This is a genomic window from Ktedonobacter sp. SOSP1-85 (genome assembly GCF_016587415.1).
Lineage (GTDB): Bacteria > Chloroflexota > Ktedonobacteria > Ktedonobacterales > Ktedonobacteraceae > Ktedonobacter.
In genome coordinates, this window is the sequence record NZ_BNJI01000003.1 from 1680839 (window position 1) to 1702016 (window position 21178).

General features: G+C 54.7%; 17 protein-coding genes and 1 pseudogene. 10 read left to right on the top strand and 8 right to left on the bottom strand.

The window, feature by feature from the left end; all coding sequences use genetic code 11:
• The first annotated feature begins 114 nt into the window (after positions 1 to 114).
• The 4 genes from KTE_RS45290 (at position 115) to KTE_RS45305 (ending at position 4330) form a co-directional block, all read left to right on the top strand.
• Positions 115 to 537 carry a MarR family winged helix-turn-helix transcriptional regulator gene (locus KTE_RS45290; protein WP_201393899.1) on the top strand — a complete coding sequence of 141 codons (423 nt, stop codon included), beginning with the start codon at positions 115 to 117 and terminating at the stop codon, positions 535 to 537.
• Positions 538 to 1018: 481 nt separating this feature from the next.
• On the top strand, positions 1019 to 2296 hold the full coding sequence (locus tag KTE_RS45295; RefSeq protein WP_201393907.1) for an extracellular solute-binding protein: 1278 nt from the start codon (positions 1019 to 1021) through the stop codon (positions 2294 to 2296).
• Positions 2297 to 2405: 109 nt separating this feature from the next.
• Positions 2406 to 3395, top strand: coding sequence for a carbohydrate ABC transporter permease (locus tag KTE_RS45300; RefSeq protein WP_201393909.1), 990 nt, complete (start codon positions 2406 to 2408; stop codon positions 3393 to 3395).
• Positions 3396 to 3415: 20 nt separating this feature from the next.
• Positions 3416 to 4330: a sugar ABC transporter permease gene (locus KTE_RS45305; protein ID WP_201393910.1), complete on the top strand. Its 915-nt coding sequence runs from the start codon at positions 3416 to 3418 to the stop codon at positions 4328 to 4330.
• A gap of 74 nt (positions 4331 to 4404) precedes the next feature.
• On the opposite strand, the gene KTE_RS45310 is transcribed toward KTE_RS45305, so the two are convergent.
• The 4 genes and pseudogenes from KTE_RS45310 to KTE_RS45320 form a co-directional block, all read right to left on the bottom strand.
• Complete coding sequence (locus tag KTE_RS45310) at positions 4405 to 7419, bottom strand: beta-galactosidase (RefSeq protein ID WP_201393911.1); 3015 nt, start codon at positions 7417 to 7419, stop codon at positions 4405 to 4407.
• A gap of 77 nt (positions 7420 to 7496) precedes the next feature.
• Complete coding sequence (locus KTE_RS45315) at positions 7497 to 8402, bottom strand: substrate-binding domain-containing protein (RefSeq protein ID WP_236601019.1); 906 nt, start codon at positions 8400 to 8402, stop codon at positions 7497 to 7499.
• A gap of 74 nt (positions 8403 to 8476) precedes the next feature.
• Positions 8477 to 8557 (bottom strand): annotated as a pseudogene (locus KTE_RS50365) (LacI family DNA-binding transcriptional regulator); the annotation flags it as partial.
• 311 nt (positions 8558 to 8868) lie between these two features.
• Complete coding sequence (locus KTE_RS45320) at positions 8869 to 9417, bottom strand: D-lyxose/D-mannose family sugar isomerase (protein WP_201393912.1); 549 nt, start codon at positions 9415 to 9417, stop codon at positions 8869 to 8871.
• Positions 9418 to 10703: 1286 nt separating this feature from the next.
• On the opposite strand from KTE_RS45320, the gene KTE_RS45325 reads away from it, so the two are divergent.
• Positions 10704 to 12527 (top strand): ABC transporter permease subunit, encoded by a 1824-nt coding sequence (locus tag KTE_RS45325; protein ID WP_201393913.1) that lies wholly within the window; start codon positions 10704 to 10706, stop codon positions 12525 to 12527.
• 19 nt (positions 12528 to 12546) lie between these two features.
• On the top strand, positions 12547 to 13923 hold the full coding sequence (locus KTE_RS45330; RefSeq protein ID WP_201393914.1) for a nitrate/sulfonate/bicarbonate ABC transporter ATP-binding protein: 1377 nt from the start codon (positions 12547 to 12549) through the stop codon (positions 13921 to 13923).
• A gap of 111 nt (positions 13924 to 14034) precedes the next feature.
• On the opposite strand, the gene ilvC is transcribed toward KTE_RS45330, so the two are convergent.
• From ilvC to KTE_RS45350, 4 genes are all read right to left on the bottom strand, one after another.
• A complete protein-coding gene (ilvC, locus tag KTE_RS45335) occupies positions 14035 to 15012 on the bottom strand; it encodes a ketol-acid reductoisomerase (RefSeq protein WP_201393915.1) in 978 nt (325 codons plus the stop codon).
• A 70-nt stretch (positions 15013 to 15082) separates the two neighbouring features.
• Complete coding sequence (gene panB, locus KTE_RS45340; RefSeq protein ID WP_255553076.1) at positions 15083 to 15940, bottom strand: 3-methyl-2-oxobutanoate hydroxymethyltransferase; 858 nt, start codon at positions 15938 to 15940, stop codon at positions 15083 to 15085.
• A gap of 26 nt (positions 15941 to 15966) precedes the next feature.
• On the bottom strand, positions 15967 to 16851 hold the full coding sequence (panC, locus tag KTE_RS45345; protein ID WP_201393917.1) for a pantoate--beta-alanine ligase: 885 nt from the start codon (positions 16849 to 16851) through the stop codon (positions 15967 to 15969).
• A gap of 449 nt (positions 16852 to 17300) precedes the next feature.
• A complete protein-coding gene (locus KTE_RS45350) occupies positions 17301 to 17789 on the bottom strand; it encodes a hypothetical protein (RefSeq protein WP_236601020.1) in 489 nt (162 codons plus the stop codon).
• A 606-nt stretch (positions 17790 to 18395) separates the two neighbouring features.
• Between KTE_RS45350 and KTE_RS45355 the strand changes: the two genes are divergently transcribed.
• From KTE_RS45355 to KTE_RS45370, 4 genes are all read left to right on the top strand, one after another.
• Positions 18396 to 18980, top strand: a complete 585-nt coding sequence (locus tag KTE_RS45355) for an IS607 family transposase (RefSeq protein WP_201393919.1) — start codon at positions 18396 to 18398, stop codon at positions 18978 to 18980.
• The gene (locus KTE_RS45360) at positions 18967 to 20265 is read left to right on the top strand and encodes an RNA-guided endonuclease TnpB family protein (RefSeq protein ID WP_201393921.1); all 1299 of its coding nucleotides are present in this window, start codon (positions 18967 to 18969) and stop codon (positions 20263 to 20265) included. Before KTE_RS45355 ends, KTE_RS45360 begins: the two co-directional genes overlap by 14 nt.
• A 71-nt stretch (positions 20266 to 20336) precedes the next feature.
• A complete protein-coding gene (locus KTE_RS45365; RefSeq protein WP_201393923.1) occupies positions 20337 to 20573 on the top strand; it encodes a hypothetical protein in 237 nt (78 codons plus the stop codon).
• A gap of 178 nt (positions 20574 to 20751) precedes the next feature.
• Positions 20752 to 21024 carry a transglycosylase gene (locus KTE_RS45370; protein ID WP_201391421.1) on the top strand — a complete coding sequence of 91 codons (273 nt, stop codon included), beginning with the start codon at positions 20752 to 20754 and terminating at the stop codon, positions 21022 to 21024.
• Positions 21025 to 21178 lie beyond the last annotated feature (154 nt).

Below are 21178 nucleotides of genomic sequence, written 5' to 3' on the forward strand. Positions count from 1 at the left end.
AAGCAAAGGAGGGCGGCAAGTCCTCTCATTTCTTGTAAGGGATGAGGGCTCTTTGCCACAATCAGTATGGAGAGCAAGCATGTTGCTGTTGAGCAACATGTATATCGTCTACTCATGAAGACATCTGTTCTCCTGGATGACAGCGATCGTCAATTCTTCGCTTCATATGGGGTGAACACACGTCAGTACTGGGCATTGCAACACCTGGATGAGCAGCGGGGTTGTTCGATGGTAGAGCTAAGTCGCGTTTTGTTTACGGATAAAAGTAACGTGACCGGCATTGTTGATCGGCTAGAGAGTCAGCAGCTTGTTGAGCGCAAGACTGATCCTGGCGATCGGCGTGTAATCCTGATCACACTGACAGCACAAGGCCGTCAACTGCGAGATCAGTTACATGGGCTGCATGAAGCTCATATCTGCAAACAATTGAACATTGTCGATCTTGAGCAGCTAACTCATGTGCGTGATTGCCTGCGTGCATTCAGCGAGAATATCGAGCTCTACCTGGAGCAGATCAAAGCTTCATCTCTGCCCTGATACACCTGAAAAGCGCACCAGGCAGGCTCTACGCCAGCAGTACCGATATCCACACTATTCATCACGCAGTGTTGCGTGGAAAATTTCTGGCACCTATGCCTATTCTATTCGTTTTCTATTCGTCCTCGCTCATGTGGTATGCCATGCATAGATCTATGTTTATTTTTTTTATAACGCATATGCTCTATGTTTGCTACTCAGGAGCAGTGGCTCATAGTCTATATGAGCAATTAATGCCCTTTTAATATGAGCAATTAATGCCCTTTTAATATGAAATCCGAGAATGAGGATGTTCACCTATTCCCTGGTTAATTATTAATTGGAGTTTAGATAAAATCGGTAAGAATTGGCTTGTAGAGCCGTTTTATACCACCTTGTCATAAAATAGGCCAAGCCGCTTCTGGCCTGGCTCCATACGAATTTTATCTAAATCCCAATATTAAAATAGCATAATCTCTCTATTTTATGGAGGTTCGAGGTCATGTCATTGAAGCGTGTCCTATCACTCTTGCTCCCGCTCACGATCCTGTGCGCGATGCTCCTGTCGGCTTGTGGCGGTGCAGATTCTTCTTCTTCCCCATCGACGGGGCCTGTCACTCTGAATTACTGGTACACCGAGGGAACGGCTGAAGCCCCTGTGATTCTTGACCTGATCAAACAGTTCGAGAGCCAGAACCCCAATATCAAGATCAACGCTCAGCTCGTTCCATTCGCCGATGCTCAGGCCAAGTTCGCGACGGCGGCTCAGGCGGGTACTGCTCCCGACGTCCTGCGTTCCGATGTGGGTTGGGCGACCCAGTTTGCCTCCTCACGCTACCTGCTCCCGATCGATTCGATGGTCTCGCAGAGCGATCTGGCCGACTATCTGCCTTCGGCACTCAACTACGACAAATATAATGGCAAGCTCTATGGCCTGCCCCAGGTGACCGACTTCCTGGCCATGCTCTACAATAAAGATGTCCTTGCCAAAGCCGGGATTACCACCCCCCCTACCACGATGAAGGACTTCGAGGCCGACGCCCTGAAGATCCAGCAGTCGAAGGCCGCCAAGTATGGCTTTGAGACCTCCGGTGCCTCCTACTTCGCCCTGCCCTTCTTCTGGTCATTCGGTGGCGGCATGATCGACAACAACAGCAAGATCCAGGTTAACGGCCAGGGTTCGATTGACGGTATGAACTTCCTGACCAAATTGCAGAACCAGGACAAAGTCATGCCAGCCAAGGTCGACTTCAACAATGGCTACAACAACATGACCACCGATTTCAAAGATGGTCAGACAGCCATGATCTTCCAGGGTCCCTGGGAGGTTTCGAACATCCTTACTGGTTCCGCCTTTACCTCCAACCACAGCAACCTGGGTATCGCCGCGATCCCCGCGGGCCCCACGGGTGTGACTGGCTCTCCAACGGGTGGCCACACCTATGTGATCTACGCTGGCACCAAGCATCCTGAAGAATCCTACAAGTTTATCTCTTTCATGAGCTCAACCAGCAGCCAGATCGCGATTGCCAAAGCCAACCATACGCTGCCCACACGCCAGTCGGCCTACGCTGACAGCGCGGTCAAGTCTGATCCAGTCATCTCTGGCTACTACGCTGTTCGCCAGGTAGCAGTCAGCCGCCCTGTGATTCCTCAGGGTGGACAGCTATTCAAAGACTTCGATCCTGCCGTTCAGGCCATCCTGGCTGGCGCGAAGGCTCCTGCCGATGCCCTCAATGGCGTGGCAGCTAGCTGGCAGAAGCTTCTGGCTTCAAACTAAGCTGATGGTTTTTCTGTGATGGGTATACCGTGGCGGCCTACGGCCGCCACGGTATACCCATCACAGAAAATTTTTCTCCACGCGATGGTTGAGAGGAGACACGTGTATCATGGCAGTAATTACCGAACCATCTGGTTCAAATTTATCTGCCCAGCAGGTCAAACGCGAGAGGAAGCAGCAGTTCAAGATTGCTGGTCGCGCCTATCTCTGGCTTCTGCCCATACTCATCAGTATGGCAGCTATCGTCTACTACCCCCTGATTTATGGTGTTGTGCTAAGCTTTACCAATGCTAATCAGGATAACATCGCACTCCACCTGGGTAGCACCACCCTCCCGGCGACATACAAATTTGTTGGCTTTCAAAACTATATCGATATCATCCAGAGCTGGTTTATGCCTGGCAGCGATGGAGCGCATATCCTCTTACAAACCGTGATCTGGATTGTCGCCAATATCGTGTTGCACTTTGTTATCAGCCTGGGTTTGGCTCTCATTCTGAATCGCAAAATGCGCTTCCGCGCCATCTATCGCGTCCTGTTGATGGTACCCTGGGCCATGCCACAGTATGTATCCGCCTTTGGCTGGCTCTTCCTCTTTAACCAGCAGTATGGTTTTATCGATGTGGCCCTGCAAAGCATGCATCTGCCCATCATTCCCTGGGCCTCAGATCCCAACTGGGCGCTTGTCTCGGTCATTATCGTCAACGTCTGGCTTGGCATCCCCTTCACGACCGTTACGCTTCTAGGCGGACTTCAGAGTATTCCAACTGAGATGTACGAGGCATCCGCCATTGATGGAGCCACTCGTTGGCAGGCGCTGCGCTTTATTACGCTTCCTATGCTGCGTCCAATCGCCTTCCTGGTGACGTTGCTAGATGTCATCTGGACGTTTAATGCCTTTAGCATTATCTATCTGATTACACAGGGTGGCCCTTTCAATCGCACGCAGACACTGGTAACATACGCCTGGGTCCAGGCTATTCAGGGGAAGCAGCTCTTTGGCGTTGGTGGTGCCTATGGTGTCATCATCCTAGTGATCCTGCTCATCTTCACTTTCTTCTATTCGCGACTGTTGCGTGCTAATGAGACTGTCTACTAGGCAGGCAAAAGGAAAGACCCATGGCAGAAATTACTGATAGAGTGAGTCAACCTTCTCTGAGTAGTCAGAAGGTTGCGCAGAAGAGACGCAGTGGAAAGCGCATCGGTCGCACGCTTGAATCACTGGGGGCGCACCTGATCATGATTATTGTGGTCATTCTCTGCGTCTTCCCCCTGATTGTGATCATAGCGACCTCGCTCAAGCAGCCGCAGGACATCTTTACAGCCAGTTTCCAGCTCTTCCCGTCTCACCCCACGCTGGACAACTACGTACATGTTTTGACTGATAATAGTGGCATCTTTTTTACCTGGACCTTTAACAGCTTCAAGATCGCCATTCTGACGACAATTGTGGGCGTCCTTTTCGCGGCCCCGGCGGCCTATGCCGTCTCACGCTGGAACTTCCTGGGCAAGCAGACCATCCTGGTCTCCTTCTTGATTACACAGATGTTCCCGGGCGTGCTCCTGCTCGTGCCTCTCTATAACTTGTATGTGCAGTTTAACCTGATCGATAACCACTACGGCCTGGTAATCGCCTATGCGACCACGGCCCTCCCGTTCAGCGTCTGGATGCTGAAGAACTTCTTTGATACCGTACCCAAAGAGCTGGACGAGGCGGCCTATGTCGACGGCTTGAGCTCGTTCCAGACCTTCTGGCGCATCGTCCTGCCCCTGACTATTCCTGGCGTGGCCGTAGTTGGTTTCTTCAACTTTATGGCTGCCTGGAATGAGTTCGTGCTGGCCTTCACCTTCCTGAACGATGCCCATAACGTCACCCTGCCCGTGGGCATCAAGGACTACGTCCACAGCTTCGGCGCGGACTGGCACCTGCTGACCGCTGCGGCCGTCCTGGTGACCATTCCTGTGCTCATTGTCTTCCTCTGGGCGCAACGCTACCTCATCACCGGCCTCACCGGCGGTAGTGTCAAAGGTTAATGTGAGAAACAAAGTAGCCGCCTAGGCAGGGAGCGGACCCGCTCCCTGCCTAGGCGGCTACTTTGTTTCTCACATCAATTTGTTTTTGTGTAGCGCTGGACGCCGCCGAAGCAGGTCACTTCCTGGCCCTGGATGAGAACGGCTCCGGCCCGGTTGGGGAGAACCTCTATCCAGAGCCCTGGCTGGACCTCCAGGCGCTCAGGCTGGGCGCTTTCGGAGACACAGAGGGCGAGTTCACCCTGGGCCAGCGACTGCTTGATGGCCAGCACCGGGCTATCCTGCTGGATGCTCTTGCTCTCCATATCAAGCACGAGCTGGTAGACCTGGCGTAGCACGTCGCGACTGGCTGAATGCTCCAGCGGTACGCCTGACCAGGTGATCCTGCCCTTGCCCAGGTGAGAGACCTTGAGCCGGTTGTGGGCCTTGCGAATATAGGACAGCTTCTCGCGCTCAAAGCTAAGCTGGCAGCGCTCCAGGCCTTCGCCCTCCAGGTATTCATAGTGACTGACTGGCCTGGGATCACTTCCCTGAACCTCTTCAGTGAACATGGCCGGTACATACTGCCGGTTATGCATATCGCGCGTCACGACGCCACTCACAAAGAGGGTGCTTCCTTGCTCTACAAAGCTCTGGAGCGCCTGCCAGGCGTCGGTGTCAAATGCCTGAATGCCTGGCGCGAAGATAACGTGGGGTCGCTGTTCTGTCTGTGCCAGCTCTACGAGCTGGTGTTCCCCGACCATCTGCGGCACGATGCCGAAGTCATAGCCCAGGACGCGAATGCTCTGTCGGATGGCTTCTATGGCCAGATCGGGCCGTACGAACCATTGCGAGTAGGGGATAACAACCCACACTTCTGGCAGGGGACCCTCTTTCACCAGGTGCGGCTGAATGCTCTGCATCAGGCGCCCAAATTCTAACATGACGCCCAGTTCGGGTTTGGCGCTTCCATCGGCGCGTACCAGGCCGATGCTGTTCTCGTTCTCATTCGCCATATAGGCGTTAATGTGCCAGAGCCACTGGATCAGGCCTGCACTGCGCGCGATCAAGGTCATGATAAATTTGCGCTCCAGCAAGTTGGCCTGCTCCTGCTCGCTGCGCCAGGGACGCCCGTCCACATCGCGCACGAACATGACGCCAACCTCCTGCTGGAGATTGGGTTTTCCCACTGTCTTGTCCAGTAGCATATCGCAGAGCATGTCGTCGATGTTCCACCAGGGATGTGTGGTCGTGTAATCGACGACGGGGGCGTAAAACTGCGGAGAGATACGCGCTCCGGCCTCATCCTGGCCGACACCTATCAGGGTCTGGCTGCCCGCGTCGCGGATCGCGGTATTCATGTGCTCGACCCAACGCGTAAATATCTCCTGGGAGAAGAGGGTATAGTCCATGACTTTGAGCATATGCCGGTTCGCGGTGTAGCGCGGAGTGGTTTCGTAATCCCTGGCCTGTGGCAGGCTTACCTGCTCCCAGCGCTCCAGGTTCGCCGTCGTCTCACGCCAGCGCGCGCGTAGCTCGGCCAGGCTGTAGCGCTGCGCGAGCCACTGCTGGAACGCGGCTACTTCAAAGCGGTCATAGTTGGGGATGGGGCGCTCGCTGAAGATACGTTTGGGGTCGCCAAAGCTGGGTTCATTGATCAGGTCCCAGGAGACGCTCTGGACCGCTGCGTAGCGCCGCGCGAAGGCCGCGACGAACTCCTGCTGCCCCTCGATAGAGCGCGGATCGAGCCAGGGATTCTCGCCCTCGAAGAGTGGGGGTGAGAAGGCGAAGAAGTTGAAAATGACCTGGATATCGTGCCTGGCAGCCGTCATGACGAAGGCGTCCAGCGCCCGGAGCGCGGCCTCATTCGGGATGCCTGCTACAAACATGAAATCACGCCACGCTGTCCAGATGCCGGTGCGGATTAGGTTAATTCCAGCACGCTTCATGGCAGCGAAGTCGCGCTCCCAGCGCGCCGGGTTGGGCAAGGTCAGGAATTTGCGCTGCACCTGGCTATCCATATAGGTGGTGCCAAAGATGTGGAAGCGCTCCCCCTGCTGATAGAGGTAATCGCGGCCCGCCGTTAAGCGTTTATTTTGTGTGCTCTCGACCAGGGCCTCATTCCAGAGCCAGAAGCCGTTCTTGCGCCGGATGGCTGTTACCTGGGCGCCATATGTCGAAAACTCGATCTCGTAGAGGCCAGGTGTTTTTAGGGTTGGCAACTGGATGCGTTGCTCGCCCGCTACCCCTCCAGGGAACGTTAGCTCTCGGGTCTCCAGGATTTCGCCGCCAGACGTTGAAATGGTAACGCGAGCCTGCAAGGTGTGGTGTGAGCGTGTGGAGACCAGGACCGTGGGTGCCTCGCCAGGCTGATAGCAGGCGAATTGTGGGCGTGCCTCCAGCGTATGCATGCCCTCGGCTGCCAGGAGCAGGCTTTTCTGGAGTGCGTCCGCATTGGCGAGCCAGTCCTCTTTCGTGGCAGGCTGCCAGGGAGAGATCAACCAGCGCCCACCCTTAAAATGCCCCGCGCGTTGGTCGAGTATCATAAGCGGTGTGGCGAGTGGTTGGGCCTCCGCTTCGTCGGCGTTACGCAGGAAGAGGAGTGGTGTCAACTGGGTGTCTATGGGGCCTGACGATCCCAGGTCGGCTGGCTGGTCGTTGGCCTGCGTCAGCATGGGGTAAAAGGACCAGAAGTTTCCGGCCTGCGCATCTGAGAGTTGCCAGGGCTGCTCACGCAGGAAGGCGGCCTCCTCCGAGGGGGCCAGGCGCAGGCTGGTAGTGGGCAGGTGTAGCGAGTAGAAGGGCCCCAGGTAGAGCTGCTCCATGTAGGCCTGTTGCTCGGGGAGGACGCTCCCCTCGCTATCTACGGGTCGCGTGAAGGGCATGCCGCCAAAAATGGCGAGGTTGCCACCCTGCTGGAGGAAGCGCAGAATGGCTGGCCAGGCCTGCTCAGGGAAATAAGCGCCATGAAAGGATACCAGGAGTGCGCACTCCTGGGCCAGCGCTGTGGGCAACTCCTGGGCATTCGCCACCTGGAAATCCCCTGGCACCAGGCGTGCCAGCTCTTCAGGCGAGCAGCCGCCTGGATAAGTCGCGTCATGAAATACAAGCATACTTTGACTCGTTGGGAGTGGTTGGAACATAGTGGAGCTTTCTATTACAAAATAATGCCAATTGTAAGGTTGCTATATTACGCGCGGCGGGGAGCGACCGAGGCGCGTTTGACCAGTTCTACGTTGATGATGCTGGCCGAGCTGACCATATCGGGATCGGCCGCTTGCATGAGCAGGCGTTTGACTGCGATGCTTCCCAGCGCCTCCTTATCGACGTGAACGGTGGTCAGGGCTGGTGTGAGGTGCTCGACCATAGCGATATTATCAAAGCCAATGATAGAGATATCTTCGGGAATAGAGCGTCCTGCTTCACGCAGGGCCTTCATCGCGCCGATAGCCGTTTCGTCGTTTGCGCAAAAGAGGGCCGTGAATGGTGTTCCTGCCTGGAGCAAGGCTTTACATGCCTCATAACCGCCCTCAGTTGAGAGCGTACACGCTGCGGTCAGGCTGTAATCAACGGGGATGCCAGCGTCTAGCAGGGCCGTCCGATAGCCTGCGGCTCGCCGCTCGATGGTATAAATTGTCTGGATTGGTCGTGGCCCGGGTGCGGCAGACCCGCCAATGAATGCGATTTGTCGATGCCCCTGCTGGAGAAGATGCTCCACCGCCATCCTGGCGCCCTCGAAGTTGTCGCATAGGACCGTATCGATTTTGAGGCCGCGCACAAAATTGTCGACCAGCACAAGGGGGATGTTCATCTCTTTGATGAGTCGAATGGTCTCGGCCTCGGCAGGACCTACGAGCAAAGCGCTTCCTAGCTGCATCTCTTGCAAGGTGGTGCGCAGTAGTTGGGGCGTTGGCACAAGGTGTCCTACATCACGATAGGTTACCTTGCTATTCGTTTTGCGCGCCTCGGCCTCTACTCCATGCAGGATGGGCGACCAGAAGGGATTGCTGATTGCCGAGCCTGTATCGACGCTGGAGCAATAGAGAAAGCCAATTTCTTTGATGGCTTGATGGCCCTCGCGCCGGGTATCCTGCATAACCTGTTTGGAGTATCCAAGACCCTGGCTGCGCGTAGCACGCGTTGCCGCATCTCCTCCGTCACATTGGCGTGATTATGAAAGACGCGCGACACCGTGCCTACGGAGACCTCTGCTTTGCGTGCGATATCTTTTACCGTGACTGAATTGGGCACCGATGTAGCCCCTTTCTGACAGCATCAAGCCTTATTTTAGCAGCATCAGGTTTTCCTGTTGTGTTTCATTGAAATGAATGTACTATATTTTCTCTTTGTCGTCAAGGATAGACCCTGTCCCTTCGCGCCTGCGGCGCTTAGGGGTAAAGGGTGTGCATGAAAAACGGTAAAGCCGTTTTTCATGCACACCCTTTACCCCTGAAGGCTCGCGCAGCGAGCTTAGACAAGAGCCAGAAGAGAATTAGAAGGCCTTCCTGTCCCTCGCGCCCACGCCCTATACAGTGAATGTTCAATGAATAATTGAAGCACTGCTAGGCCTCTGCGATCTCGGGCTGGCGACGGATGCGAGGATCGGTGAAGATATCATATTCATCGCGGCTGGTGCTCGAAAACTCTGAGACGATGGCTCCCTCGGTGCCAGACTGGAACCAGTGCAAGGTGTCGGGGGGAATTGTGTATTGTTCGCCGGGATGAAGCTCGATCTCATGGAAAACGGTATAGTAGTCCTCGCTCCCTGTGGGGATGTGTGCCTGAATTGTGGCTGTCGGCTCGCCTTCAACATAGAGCCAGACTCGACCCCAGCGACAGCGAAAGGTCTCCATCTTTCCTGGGGTTGCGTTTATAAATGGATGTTTGTGCTCAGGGCAGGTCTGGTATGGTAAGAGCACAAGCTCTTTGGCGCAGTAGCGATCAGTGTTGATGTAGGTGATGAGTTCGAGTCCTGTGCGTTCAATTTCGCCCAGTCCAAAGTCCGCAATTTCGATTGCCTTATGCTCTTCAGGTGTGAGAAGGATACCCTGTTGGGCAAGCATCTCAGCGGTCTGGGCTTGAAGTTGATCAACCTGGCTCTGTTTCAACATAAAATAACCATCCTTTTAAATTCCAATTCATTTGCTCAGTATTATACTAGCCCAGACATCTTGTCTGAGCTAGTAATATGTGAGAACCTGAGTTTGCGTGACCAATAGGCGTATAAATCTATTACTCTACAGTACGCTGTGTCTTTGAATCCTTCTGCTCTGTAGGCAGGATTATACGCAGGTAGATGAAGGCAAGCAGGAGAAAAAGGATTCCGAAGAATACTGCGCTTATGCGTATGGGTGTTAGTGTGGAGGAGGCTAAGAGACTCCAAATGAGAGCATAGAGTCCAAAGAGAATGCATACCAGTGGCACCCAGAATCGAAGAGCTTTCATGCTAGGTCCTCCTTTTGCAGATAACTTTGTTGCTGAGCACAGCAAAAACACCGGGTCCAGCCTTACAGCTTGCTATCCTGCGTACATCCTATGAAAAAAGATGCACTAAGGTATCGCTTACCGACCAGACTTCCCGGTGCTCCTTATGAAAAATGCTTTTAAAACTTTTTTCTTAGTATATCATGTGCCTGCTCGCTATGCAACTGAAGCATTATACACGCCAGAGTTTACAAGAACTCAACCTATACCACATCTACTCATTCCAGCCATAGCGATGTGGGATGTAGTACCTGCTGAACACGTCGAAATACAGAAGTAGTAGTGGTACTTCAGGAAAGATTGCGCTTGAGAGAGCTTTTATTGAGCGTTTTTTGATCCAGGATGCTTGACTTTACAACTACCCCATTACTATACTGTGAACGGTAGGTCGTTTACGCTTTAGATGCAACGCGGCAGGTAGCCTGCCATCTGTCAAGAAAGACAAAAATCTGTCACCCCAAGGAGGAACCGAATGGACGAGGGTAGTAGTCGCCCTCCCAGCTTGTGGAGGTTGTACGACCCTTTTTCGGCCGGAAAAGTGCTGTTGAATTGATCTGAGCGCAGTTTTTATTATTCCTGCTTCCCCTGGCCTCATTTCACGGCTCGCTTTTCCGTTCACATGACCGGAGGCGAGAAGCGTGATTTATCCTCTTGCGATCCTCACCTTCTCCGCAACTAGAGTAGCACGTGCTACTTCTTTCTACTCCTGATAAGTTCATGCTCGCGACACGACCATGAAGAAATAGTATGGTCTGGCGTCTTTGCGCGCCAGAAATTGTGCTGACTGCTTGATAGATGGCAGTCAGGGACGTGTGCGCGCTTTTTTGTGCATATTGCTTGCTTATCAAGATTTGTACTCAGCCCATACACCGATAATAGGGGAAGAGATAATAGAACAGCGGAGGTCTTCTGCATGGCACAAGTCTATGTTCCTGACGATGCTCGTGTGCGTGAGCAAATCCAAAGTAGCACCAGCAGCTCTATGGGAGGATTGCCGCCCACGCCACGACGTGAAGAAGAGGAGGCTCCCAGGCGCCTGGGCGGTGTAGATGTACTTATCGTGTGTGTGGTGCTCGGGCTCATCGCCTTACTAGTGGTGGCTGCGTCGCGCTGGGTGGCGCCGCTTACACCCAAAGTCTCTATCTCACTGGCTCCCAATATGTTGCCAATCTACGCCGGCTACTCGGTGCTGCGTATGATGCTCGCGTACATCCTGTCGCTTATCTTTACCCTGGCCTATGGTCATTTTGCGGCCACGCGCCCGCGTGCTGGCCTGGTGATGGTTCCCTTGCTGGATATCTTACAGAGTATTCCCGTACTCTCGTTTCTGCCCGCCGTCGTGCTTGCGCTGGTGGCTGCCTTCCCGCATAGCAATATCGGCCTGGAACTGGCAAGCGTACTGCTTATCTTTACCGGGCAGGCCTGGAATATGACTTTTAGCTTTTATCACTCTGCTCGTACACTGCCCAAGGATCTGCAAGAGTTTTCCGCGATAGCCAATCTACGTCCATGGCAGCGCTTCCTAAAGCTGGAGGTTCCCAGCTCCATGATCGGCCTTATATGGAATAGTATGATGTCCTGGGCCGGTGGCTGGTTCTTTCTCATGGCATCCGAGCAGTTCGTCCTGGGCGATCATTCCTTTCAATTACCTGGACTGGGATCATATCTCCAGGCTGCGGCCAGAGAGGGCAATATTGTAGCTCTCTTCCTCGGACTTGGGACGCTAATTGTGTTGATCATATTGCTTGATTTTTTCTTCTGGCGCCCCCTGGTGGCCTGGGCCGATAAATTTAAGCTCGAACTAGGTGGTGAGGCCGATCCACCAACGTCACCTGTGCTTTCGTTACTGCGCCGTTCAGCGCTGGTAGCTGGCATACAGGCCAGGGTTTTTCGCCCTCTTGGCGACCTCCTGGCACGCCTGCTCAATCGCTTGCAACCGCTTCCATCTGTACAGCAAGAGAGGATGTTAACAAGAAAGAGAGGCCTGGATGCTGGACGCCTGTTGAATGGTTTCTGGCTTCTGTGTCTCCTGGGTGTTGTGGGATGGGGACTCTGGAATATGGTTATCCTGCTCGCGCATATCTCATTCGCCGGTTGGGGGCGCTTATTCATCGCTGCTGGAGCCACCTGGCTGCGCACCCTGGCCGCCCTGTTGATTGGCGTGGCCTGGACGCTCCCCCTGGGGGTGGCAATTGGCCTCTCTCCTCGCTGGTCGAAGCGGCTTCAGCCGGTGGTGCAGGTGGTGGCCTCTATTCCAGCGACGGCCTTCTTCCCAATTTTGTTGCCCTTGCTAGTCAGCCTTCCGGGTGGCCTCTCGCTGGCGGCGATTGTGCTGATGCTCCTGGGTACCCAGTGGTATGTGCTCTTTAACGTCATCGCGGGCGCGATGGCTATTCCTAATGACCTGAAGGAGGCCGCGACCACCTACCAGGTTACAGGCTGGCGGCGCTGGCGTGTGCTGATTCTTCCTGGCATCTTCCCCTACCTGGTGACGGGTCTGCTGACGGCCAGCGGTGGCGCGTGGAACGCAAGCATCATCTCGGAATATGTTCAGTTTAATGCCCATACTGTCCAGACGGTCGGGCTAGGAGCGGAGATTGCAGCAGCGGCCAATGCCAATAATTTCGCCCTCCTTCTGGCGGCGACACTGCTCATGGCCGCCTTTGTCGTCGTCATTAATCGTCTACTCTGGAAACGTCTCTACGCGCTTGCTGAGCGTCGCTATACCCTTGGATAAGCAGGAGGAGGTATATATCATGTCCACAACTATTACTACAGGCGAAGTTTTGCTGGAAGTGCAGCATGTGAGCAAAGTTTATGAAGAGAAGAAGCCTCAGCGCGGCGTCCGCCTTCCTGTCGTCCTGGACGATGTGGACCTGCAAATCCGTGCTGGCGAGTTTATTGCCCTGCTGGGACCCTCCGGCTCAGGTAAGTCGACGCTCCTGCGTATTCTAGCCGGACTGTTGGCGCCGACCTCTGGCGAGGTCTTGTTCAAGGGCACTCCACAGTATGGACCTAATCCCCACCTGGCAATTGTATTCCAGTCTTTTGCCCTCTTTCCCTGGTTTACGGTTCTACAGAATGTAGAGCTGGGCTTGCAGGCGCAGGAGGTGCCACGCACACAGCGCCTCAAGCGCGCCCTCTCTGCCATTGACCTGATTGGCCTGGATGGCTTTGAGGATGCCTACCCCAAAGAACTCTCGGGTGGTATGCGCCAGCGTGTTGGCTTTGCCCGCGCCCTGGTGGTGGAACCAGAGTTGCTCTTCATGGATGAACCCTTCAGCGCGTTGGATGTGCTCACCGCCGCCAATCTTCGTAAAGAGCTGATGAACCTCTGGCAAGCACGGAAGATGCCAACGAAGGCCATTGTGATGGTAACGCACAATATTGAGGATGCGGTGAGCATGGCCGACCGCATCCTGGTGCTAGGGGCGGACCCCGGGCATATTCGTGCCGAATTGCAGGGGTTGCCCATCGCGCAACGTGAGAGCAAAGAGGAGGCTTACACGCAGATGGTTGATTTGATTTATCGCATCATGACCAGCCCGCATACCTCCGTGGAGTCTCTCCTGCCTCCTGAGCAACAGAAGACGCAGACCGGCGTTCTGCAACCGCCTAAGCCGCCTCGCCCGTATCAGACGCTGCCTCACGTCGATATTGGCGATATCACTGGTTTAATCGAGCTTGTCAACGCCAGCGGTGGACGCGAGGACCTCTATCAGCTGGGGCGTGATCTGCACCTGGAGGTCGATGACTTGCTCCCCATGGTCGAGGCCGCTGACCTGCTAGACCTGGCTGATACTCGCGAAGGCGATCTGATTCTCACATCCACGGGCCAGCGTTTTGCCGAGGCTGGTGTGCTGGAGGAGAAGCATATCTTTCGTGAGCAGGCCCTGGCGCGTGTCACCATGCTGCGACACATCGTGCGAGACCTGCAAAAAGATCCCGATCATACCGTCTCGGAAGAGGTATATATGGACCAGCTTCGCGAACACTTCAGCGACGATGAGGCCTGGTCCCAGCTCGAAACGATTATTAATTGGGGGCGTTACGCCGAGTTATTCTCCTATGTTGAAGATCGCGGTGTCTTCCGCCTGGAGGATCCTGAAACGAGCGAGAATGCCAGAAGTTAAAGACTAGGGATAAGCCTGGAAACGAGCGAGGGGAGGCTAGCCAAACTGTCTAGCCTTGCATGGTCCAGGCCAGGTCTGGTTGCGTGATGTCACCTTTGAGGTGCTTGAGCCCTAGAGCATCTTGCGCATTCTGCGCCCGACCTCCTCGATGGGGTGCTCGGCGTCCTTGCACCGCATGGCCGAGAGGCTGGGAAGCCCGGCCTGGTTCTCCAGAATCCAGTCGCGGGCAAAGGTACCATCCTGGATGTCTTTGAGGGTGCCGCGCATCTGCTCGCGGGTGTGCTGATCGATGATGCGCGGGCCGGTGACGTAGTCGCCATACTCGGCGGTGTCGCTGATGGCCTTATGCATCTGGTTAATGCCGCCCTGGTAGATCAGGTCTGCGATAAGCTTGACCTCTTGCAGGCAACAGGTATAGGCGATCTCCGGCTGGTAGCCAGCCTCGATCAGGGTCTCGAAGGCGGTGCGGATGAGTGAGGTGAGGCCGCCACAGAGAACGACCTGCTCTGCGAATAGGTCGGTCTCGGTCTCCTCGCCGATGCTCGTCTGGATGACGCCGACGCGGGTACAGCCCAGGCCATGCGCGTAGGCCAGTGTGAGCGCCTGGGCCTGCCCGGTCACGTCCTGCTGAACCGTCCAGAGCGCGGGGATACCCTTGCCCTCGCTATACATGCGGCGCAGCATAGGACCCGGCCCGTTGGGTGCGACCATGGCCACATCGATATTGGCGGGCGGGACGATCTGCCCGTAATGCAGGCTAAAGCCGTGTGCCACCATGAGCATCTTGCCATCGGCCAGGTGGGGCTGAATATCCTGCTCATAGACCGCGCGCTGGTGCTGATCGGGGACCAGCAGCATAATAATATCCGCTTGTCGAGCGGCCTCGCCGGGCAGAACAGGCTGCCAGCCATGAGCGATAGCCCGCGCGCGGCTCTTGCTCGCCTCGGGGAGGCCAACTACTACTTTATAGCCGCTGTCGCGCAGGTTGAGGGCATGGGCATGTCCCTGGCTGCCATACCCAATGATGGCGATCCGCTTCCCTTGTAGTGCAGTAGGGTCGACATCGCCCTCGTACGATATATGTGCCATGATGTTTTGTTCTATCCTTTTTTTACGTGACTTCTCGTGCCAGCAGGCCCCACACCCCTTACCCGTTTTTTTAATCTTCTATATTCTGTTCGCGTTCCTTCAGGAGGGCCTCCAGGACGCTTTTCTCCATGTGGTAGGTCTCTTTTTCAGCGGGGAAGCTCCCCTCGCGCACATCGGCGCTGTAGCGCTGGATGGCCTCTATGGCGCTATCAGCCAGGTTGGCGTATTTGCGTACAAATTTGGCCACAGGCTGTTTGTGTAGCCCGAGCAGGTCGTGGAAGACCAGGACCTGGCCATCGCAGTGTGGACCCGCGCCAATGCCAATCGTAGGTACGGCCACCTCCTGAGTGACGATCTGGGCCAGGCTATCGGGAATGCCTTCAAGGACGATGGCAAAGACTCCCGTCTGCGCCAGGGCTTTGGCGTCCGCGATCAGGTCGCGCGCGGCCTGGATGCTTTTGCCCTGCACCTTGTAGCCGCCCATGGTGTGTACGGATTGGGGCGTCAGGCCTAGGTGCCCCATGACGGGTATCTCGGCGTCTAGAATGGCCTTGACCACGGGTAGGCGCTTGCGTCCGCCCTCCAGCTTGACCGCTCCAGCCTTGCCCTCGCGTACCAGGCGACCAGCATTGCGTACGCTTTCCTCGACGGAGACGTGGTAGCTCAGCCATGGCATATCGACGACGACCAACGCGTTTGGGTTGGTGCGTGTGACGGCGGAGGCATGGTGCAGGATGATATCGACGGTGACGGCCAGGGTGTCCTCATAGCCCAGGACGACCATACCCAGGGAGTCGCCAACGAGCAGCATATCGACCGCCGCGCTATCCGCGATCTGGGCTGAGGTTGCGTCATAGGCAGTCACCATGGTGAGTTTCTGTCCGTTCTTGCGAGCGAGAATGGCAGGTGCTGTTATTTTTTCACTCAAGATTGTTCTCTCTTTTTATTCTTCTTCTACGTGTGCTGAGAGCTCAAGATGCCCGTGTCCCAGGTGCCATCGGTGTGCAGGGCGAAGTTATCGATCAGGCGCACTGATCCCAGGCGGACGGCGAGTAGGAGGAGCGCGGGGGCTTGCAGCCGTTCGAGTGGTAGGAAGGTCTCCGCGTCGCGTACCTCAGTGTAGTCCAGGCGCGCCTGGGGTTCTTGCGCCACAATCTCGGCCATGGCCTGCATCACAGCAGCAGGGTTGCTCGTGGGCTGAGCCTCAAAGGCCTGTCGACCGGCCTGTAAAGCCTGGTAAAGTATGGGGGCCGCGGCGCGGGTGGCTGGATCGAGATAGCTGTTACGGCTACTCATGGCCAGTCCATCGGCTTCACGTACGGTCGGGCGGATGCGCAGCGTGACGGGCAGATTGAGGTCGCGTACCATGCGTGTGATGACCGCGACCTGTTGCGCGTCCTTCTGACCGAAGTAGGCCCGCTGAGGTTGTATGAGTTGAAATAATTTGAGCACCACCGTGGCTACACCGCGAAAGTGATTGGGACGCGAGGCGCCCTCGCCCTGTTCAACCAGGGAACCCTGTGGCTCGACATAGGTTGTGAAGCCCGGGGGATACATCTCGCTCGCAGTAGGCGTAAAGACCACGTCCACGCCTGCCGCCTCAAGCATATGCAGGTCTCGCTCCAGATTACGAGGATAGCGCTCCAGGTCCTCGTTGGGACCAAACTGCGTGGGATTGACAAAGATGCTAGCGACAACGGTCGCGTTCTCGGTGCGCGCCGTTTGAAAGAGGGAGAGATGTCCCTCGTGGAGGTAGCCCATCGTAGGCACGAGGCCAACCGGGCCGCTCCACTGCGAGCGCGCATATTCTATCTCATGAATAGCCCTGACTATTCGCATACGTCATTGAGTCCTGTCTGTGTTCTTACCATTTATAATAACCCATGCGGCGAAGAGTTGCGATAGACAAAATTCTCATGCTTGGGAAGCAGTATGCGTGCTTGTATGCTTGATAACTAAACTGTACCTTCTCATGCCTCTTTAAAGTAGAGCTTTTATGCTTGATTGTAACATAAAAAGCACCTGGAACACTTCAGATCCAGGTGCTTTTTATGTAAATCTTACTTATGAAGTAAAATTCTATGGCTCTCCCGCAATTTGTGTGGAATATGAGCTTCTCAAGAGTATGCTCTTTTCAGAATGTACTTGTGGAGCCAGACCAACTTTTGCATGCTCATGTTATTGCAAAATGTATCACATACATTGCAGGAGAGCCATAGAATTTCTTTTAACGGTGAGCCAAAGATTTGCTCACCAACGCGCTAAGGTATGCGTTGAGTTGGTACGCTCTACTGCCCGAATAACTCATTCACAATCTGCTGCAAGGATGAGCCAGCCGTGTTCTGCTGGGAAGATGAGCCAGCCGTGTTCTTCTGGGAAGATGAGCCAGCCGTGTTCTTCTGGGAAGATGAGCCAGCCGTGTTCTTCTGGGAAGATGAGCCAGCCGTGTTCTTCTGGGAAGATGAGCCAGTCGTGTTCTCCTGGGAAGATGAGCCAGTCGTGTTCTCCTGAGAAGATGAGCCAGCCGTACTCTGCTGCGAGGATGAGCCTGTTGTATCCTCCTGCGAGGATGAGCCTGTTGTATCCTCCTGCGAGGATGAGCCTGTTGTATCCTCCTGCGAGGATGACCCACCCACGCTCTCCTGAGAAGGTGATCCATCCAAGACGGCAAGAGATCTGGCATGGGAAACGCTTTGTCGCTGACAGACCAGACAGGTTACAAATACGAGAGCGAGAACAGCCATGTACAGGCTGACTTTTCGCATGTGCTTTAACATTGATAAACTCTCCTTCTCTTTTCCTTTAATACTTACACGTCTACATGTTGCGTGAGCCTTCTCTATTTGCACCCCTGAGATGCTGCTCACACTTCCATTATAGAAGAGCTTCAACCATAGAAAAGAGCACAGCAAAAGCGCCGTGAGGCATCGCACGTGAATGAGGAGTCAAAATGCTGGCAGCTACACTGCAGCAGAACAAGCAACTGCAGCTCAGAGTGGGGGATCTGAGCAATTTCTACACATGTATTCGAGCGAGCTCGTGCCCTGTGATAACATGTGTTAGACTTTCAACGAAACGCGAACCTTTTCTCTGTGCCATCGCCGAGAGTACACCTGCAGAGAGGGATGCCGATGTTCAGCTTCTTTTTGCTTCTGGTGGAAAATGACTATAGCCATTTTCCACACATCCCTTACCTGAAAGCCCGCGTAGCGAACTGATGAATTGTAGGCCCAGGCTAACCTGGACTTCACCCGCTTGACGGTTTGATTTTTATCTGATGCTTGCGTATATCTAACTATCGGCTTGAGAAAGCGTATTGAAACCGATCATTGAAGTTATAGTGAATCCTTGACAATCACTGAGAATCCTGGTACACTTTTCCTATGAAACTCAGTGATTACGCAAAACAACAAGGGGTCCGCTATGAGACGGCCTGGCGCTGGTTCCGAGACGGCAAGATTCAGGGTCGACGCGTGGGAGCGCACACGATCCTGATCGATGAACCTGCAAGATCCGCCAGCCCGGTGCAAGCTGCGACGGTGGTGTACACCCGCGTCTCCTCAGCCGAGAACAAGGCGAACCTGGACAGTCAGGCGGAGCGGCTCGTGGCGTACTGTGCGGCTCGTGGCTATCAGGTGAGCAAGGTGGTCAAAGAAATTGGTTCGGGGGTCAACGACAATCGGCCCAAGTTTCTGGCGCTCCTGGCTGATCCCAACGTCGGGCGGATTGTCATTGAACACAAAGACCGGGGGACGCGCTTTGGCTTTCGCTATATTGAGACGCTCCTCACCGCTTGCGGGCGGGAAATCGAGGTCGTCAATCAGGCCGAAAATGGGACCGAAGATCTGCTCACCGACCTGACGAGCATCATTTATAGCTTCTGTGCCAGACTCTATGGGCAGCGTCGAGCGAAACGAAAGACCGAGCGCATTGTCCAGGAATTGGAGGCGCAAGATGCACCTGGTTGAAAAGCATGTGATTGCGCAGACCGATCCGCGCTTTGCCTGCGTGGATGCAGCCTGTTTTGCCTCCAAGAATCTCTACAATGCCGCCCTCTATGAGTTGCGTCAAACCTTCTTTTTGACCAACACCAGCCTCTCCTATCCTGCGCTGGATAAGCGGATGCAAGAGCACGAGGCATACCGGGCGTTGCCTGCCAAAGCCGCGCAACAGGTGCTCAAGCAGGTCTGCACCGCCTGGTCGAGTTTCTGGGCGGCGCTTCTGGTGTATCGAGAGACCCCGGCAACGTTCGTGGGGCGTCCTCACCTCCCAACGTACTTGCCCAAGGCGAAGGGGCGTAACCTGCTCGTCTATACCATGCAAGCGGTGAGCCGAGGCAAACGGACCCTGGATCGGGGGATCATCCAGCCCTCGCAACTGGGCATCCAGGTGAAAACCCGGCAAGACCCCAAAGCCATCGCGCAGGTGCGCGTGGTTCCCAAAGTGGGCTATGTCGTGGTCGAAGTCATCTCTGACCACGAACCCACCGTCACGGCGGTTGATCCTGATCTGCTCGCCGGACTCGATCCGGGTATGGATAATCTGGCCACGCTAACTTCAAACAAACCAGGCTTTGTACCGGTGATTGTTAACGGGCGCGGCATCAAGTCCTGTAACCAGTATTATAACAAACAACGAGCAGTGCTCCAGAAATCCCTCGGACGTCCTGGCCGAAGTCGGCGCGTGGAACAGTTGACGACTCGACGCAACCGGCGGATCGAGCACGACCTGCATACGGCCAGCCGCTTCCTGATTGATCTTTTGGTCGCTGAGGGGATCGGGACGTTGATCATCGGCAAGAATCCGTTGCAAAAACAAGAGATCCGCTTAGGGAAGCGCACCAATCAGCACTTTGTGCAGATCCCGCATGCGCGCTTCATTGAGATGCTGCAGTATAAAGCGGAACTGGTCGGCATTCGCGTGATCCTCACCGAAGAGTCGTACACGAGCAAAGCCAGCTTGCTTGATCTCGACCCCCTGCCCGTGTATCGCAAAGGCGAGCAGGTGGCCTACCAGTTTAGCGGCAAGCGCATTGAGCGGGGACTGTATCGAGCAGCCGATGGGCGAGTCATCCATGCTGATGTCAATGGCGCAGGGAATATTATCCGCAAAGTAGCTCCTGGAGCTTTCGAGCGCAAGGGAGTAGAGGATGGGGAGTGCAGGGTCCATCTGCCGGTAGTCCATCCGGTGAGGAAGTCATTCCCTCACAAACCCGCTCGCGAGAAAATCCTGGCTCCTGTCAGGATTCGCTAGTCGCGACGGAACTATATACACTGTAACGATATAAGCGATACCAACAGGTTCCCGTTACGGGAGGAAGACATATGTTTCTGTTACTGATCTTGATTTTAGGCCTGGTCATTTTTATAGTCTTGCTGAGGGTCATACTGGCGATTGTTGGCCTATTCTTTGGGCGCGTGCTGTATCCGGGGCGCCCTCGTCTCTATCGCCGTGAGCTCTTCTTCTGGCGCCCATGGGGCTTCCGCAGGCGTTATATGGACGGATTTTATGGCCCTCGCCTTCATCATCATCACCACCACCATCATCATCGCGGCTGGTAGTGCTACTGTAAATTGGAGCGAAGAAGCCGGCTCTGAGATAAAAGACAGAGCCTGGCTTTCAGCTTTTTTGGGGCACTTTTTCTTATGTCTGACCTATATAACAAGCAAGTGAGTCTGATGAGCGGTGACATGCGTATCTCCTGAAGAGTATGTTTTTTTATGCAACAGGAGGTATATCATGGAGGTCTCGTTCACCCAATTTATCATCTGGATTATCATTGCGGCCATCATTGGTATCCTTGGTGAGTTCATTGCTGGTCGCAGAGCCCCGGCGGGCATCCTTGGCGCGATCATGATTGGTCTCTTCGCCATCTTCCTTATCGTAGGCTTCTTCCACTTCCACATCACAGGTGAACCCACTTTTGAGGGCGTGCCTATCATTAGTACGATTATCGCGGCTGTAATGCTGGTTGTTATCTGGAGCAGCGTGGCATATTATCGTCGTGCTTAAGCAAGCGGACAGGTAATATGTGGCCTATAGGTTCGTACCTATAATGCGCAAGATTCGAGAATAATGCGCAAGATTCGAGAAGTTTTTGCACGCGCCATATGGTATATACGTTCTATAAATGTGTCGCTTCTACTTTTTCAGGTGAAATAAGGCG

Coding starts and splice junctions, on each gene's coding strand:
- KTE_RS45310 (WP_201393911.1), bottom strand. CDS start 7,419: ATGCTTGTATTTCATGACGCGACTTATCCAGGCGGCTGCTCGCCTGAA.
- KTE_RS45300 (WP_201393909.1), top strand. CDS start 2,406: ATGGCAGTAATTACCGAACCATCTGGTTCAAATTTATCTGCCCAGCAG.
- panC (WP_201393917.1), bottom strand. CDS start 16,851: ATGCGAATAGTCAGGGCTATTCATGAGATAGAATATGCGCGCTCGCAG.
- KTE_RS45295 (WP_201393907.1), top strand. CDS start 1,019: ATGTCATTGAAGCGTGTCCTATCACTCTTGCTCCCGCTCACGATCCTG.
- KTE_RS45330 (WP_201393914.1), top strand. CDS start 12,547: ATGTCCACAACTATTACTACAGGCGAAGTTTTGCTGGAAGTGCAGCAT.
- KTE_RS45370 (WP_201391421.1), top strand. CDS start 20,752: ATGGAGGTCTCGTTCACCCAATTTATCATCTGGATTATCATTGCGGCC.
- KTE_RS45350 (WP_236601020.1), bottom strand. CDS start 17,789: ATGTTAAAGCACATGCGAAAAGTCAGCCTGTACATGGCTGTTCTCGCT.
- KTE_RS45365 (WP_201393923.1), top strand. CDS start 20,337: ATGTTTCTGTTACTGATCTTGATTTTAGGCCTGGTCATTTTTATAGTC.
- ilvC (WP_201393915.1), bottom strand. CDS start 15,012: ATGGCACATATATCGTACGAGGGCGATGTCGACCCTACTGCACTACAA.
- KTE_RS45320 (WP_201393912.1), bottom strand. CDS start 9,417: ATGTTGAAACAGAGCCAGGTTGATCAACTTCAAGCCCAGACCGCTGAG.
- KTE_RS45315 (WP_236601019.1), bottom strand. CDS start 8,402: ATGCAGGATACCCGGCGCGAGGGCCATCAAGCCATCAAAGAAATTGGC.
- KTE_RS45305 (WP_201393910.1), top strand. CDS start 3,416: ATGGCAGAAATTACTGATAGAGTGAGTCAACCTTCTCTGAGTAGTCAG.
- KTE_RS45360 (WP_201393921.1), top strand. CDS start 18,967: ATGCACCTGGTTGAAAAGCATGTGATTGCGCAGACCGATCCGCGCTTT.
- KTE_RS45355 (WP_201393919.1), top strand. CDS start 18,396: ATGAAACTCAGTGATTACGCAAAACAACAAGGGGTCCGCTATGAGACG.
- KTE_RS45325 (WP_201393913.1), top strand. CDS start 10,704: ATGGCACAAGTCTATGTTCCTGACGATGCTCGTGTGCGTGAGCAAATC.
- KTE_RS45290 (WP_201393899.1), top strand. CDS start 115: ATGAAGACATCTGTTCTCCTGGATGACAGCGATCGTCAATTCTTCGCT.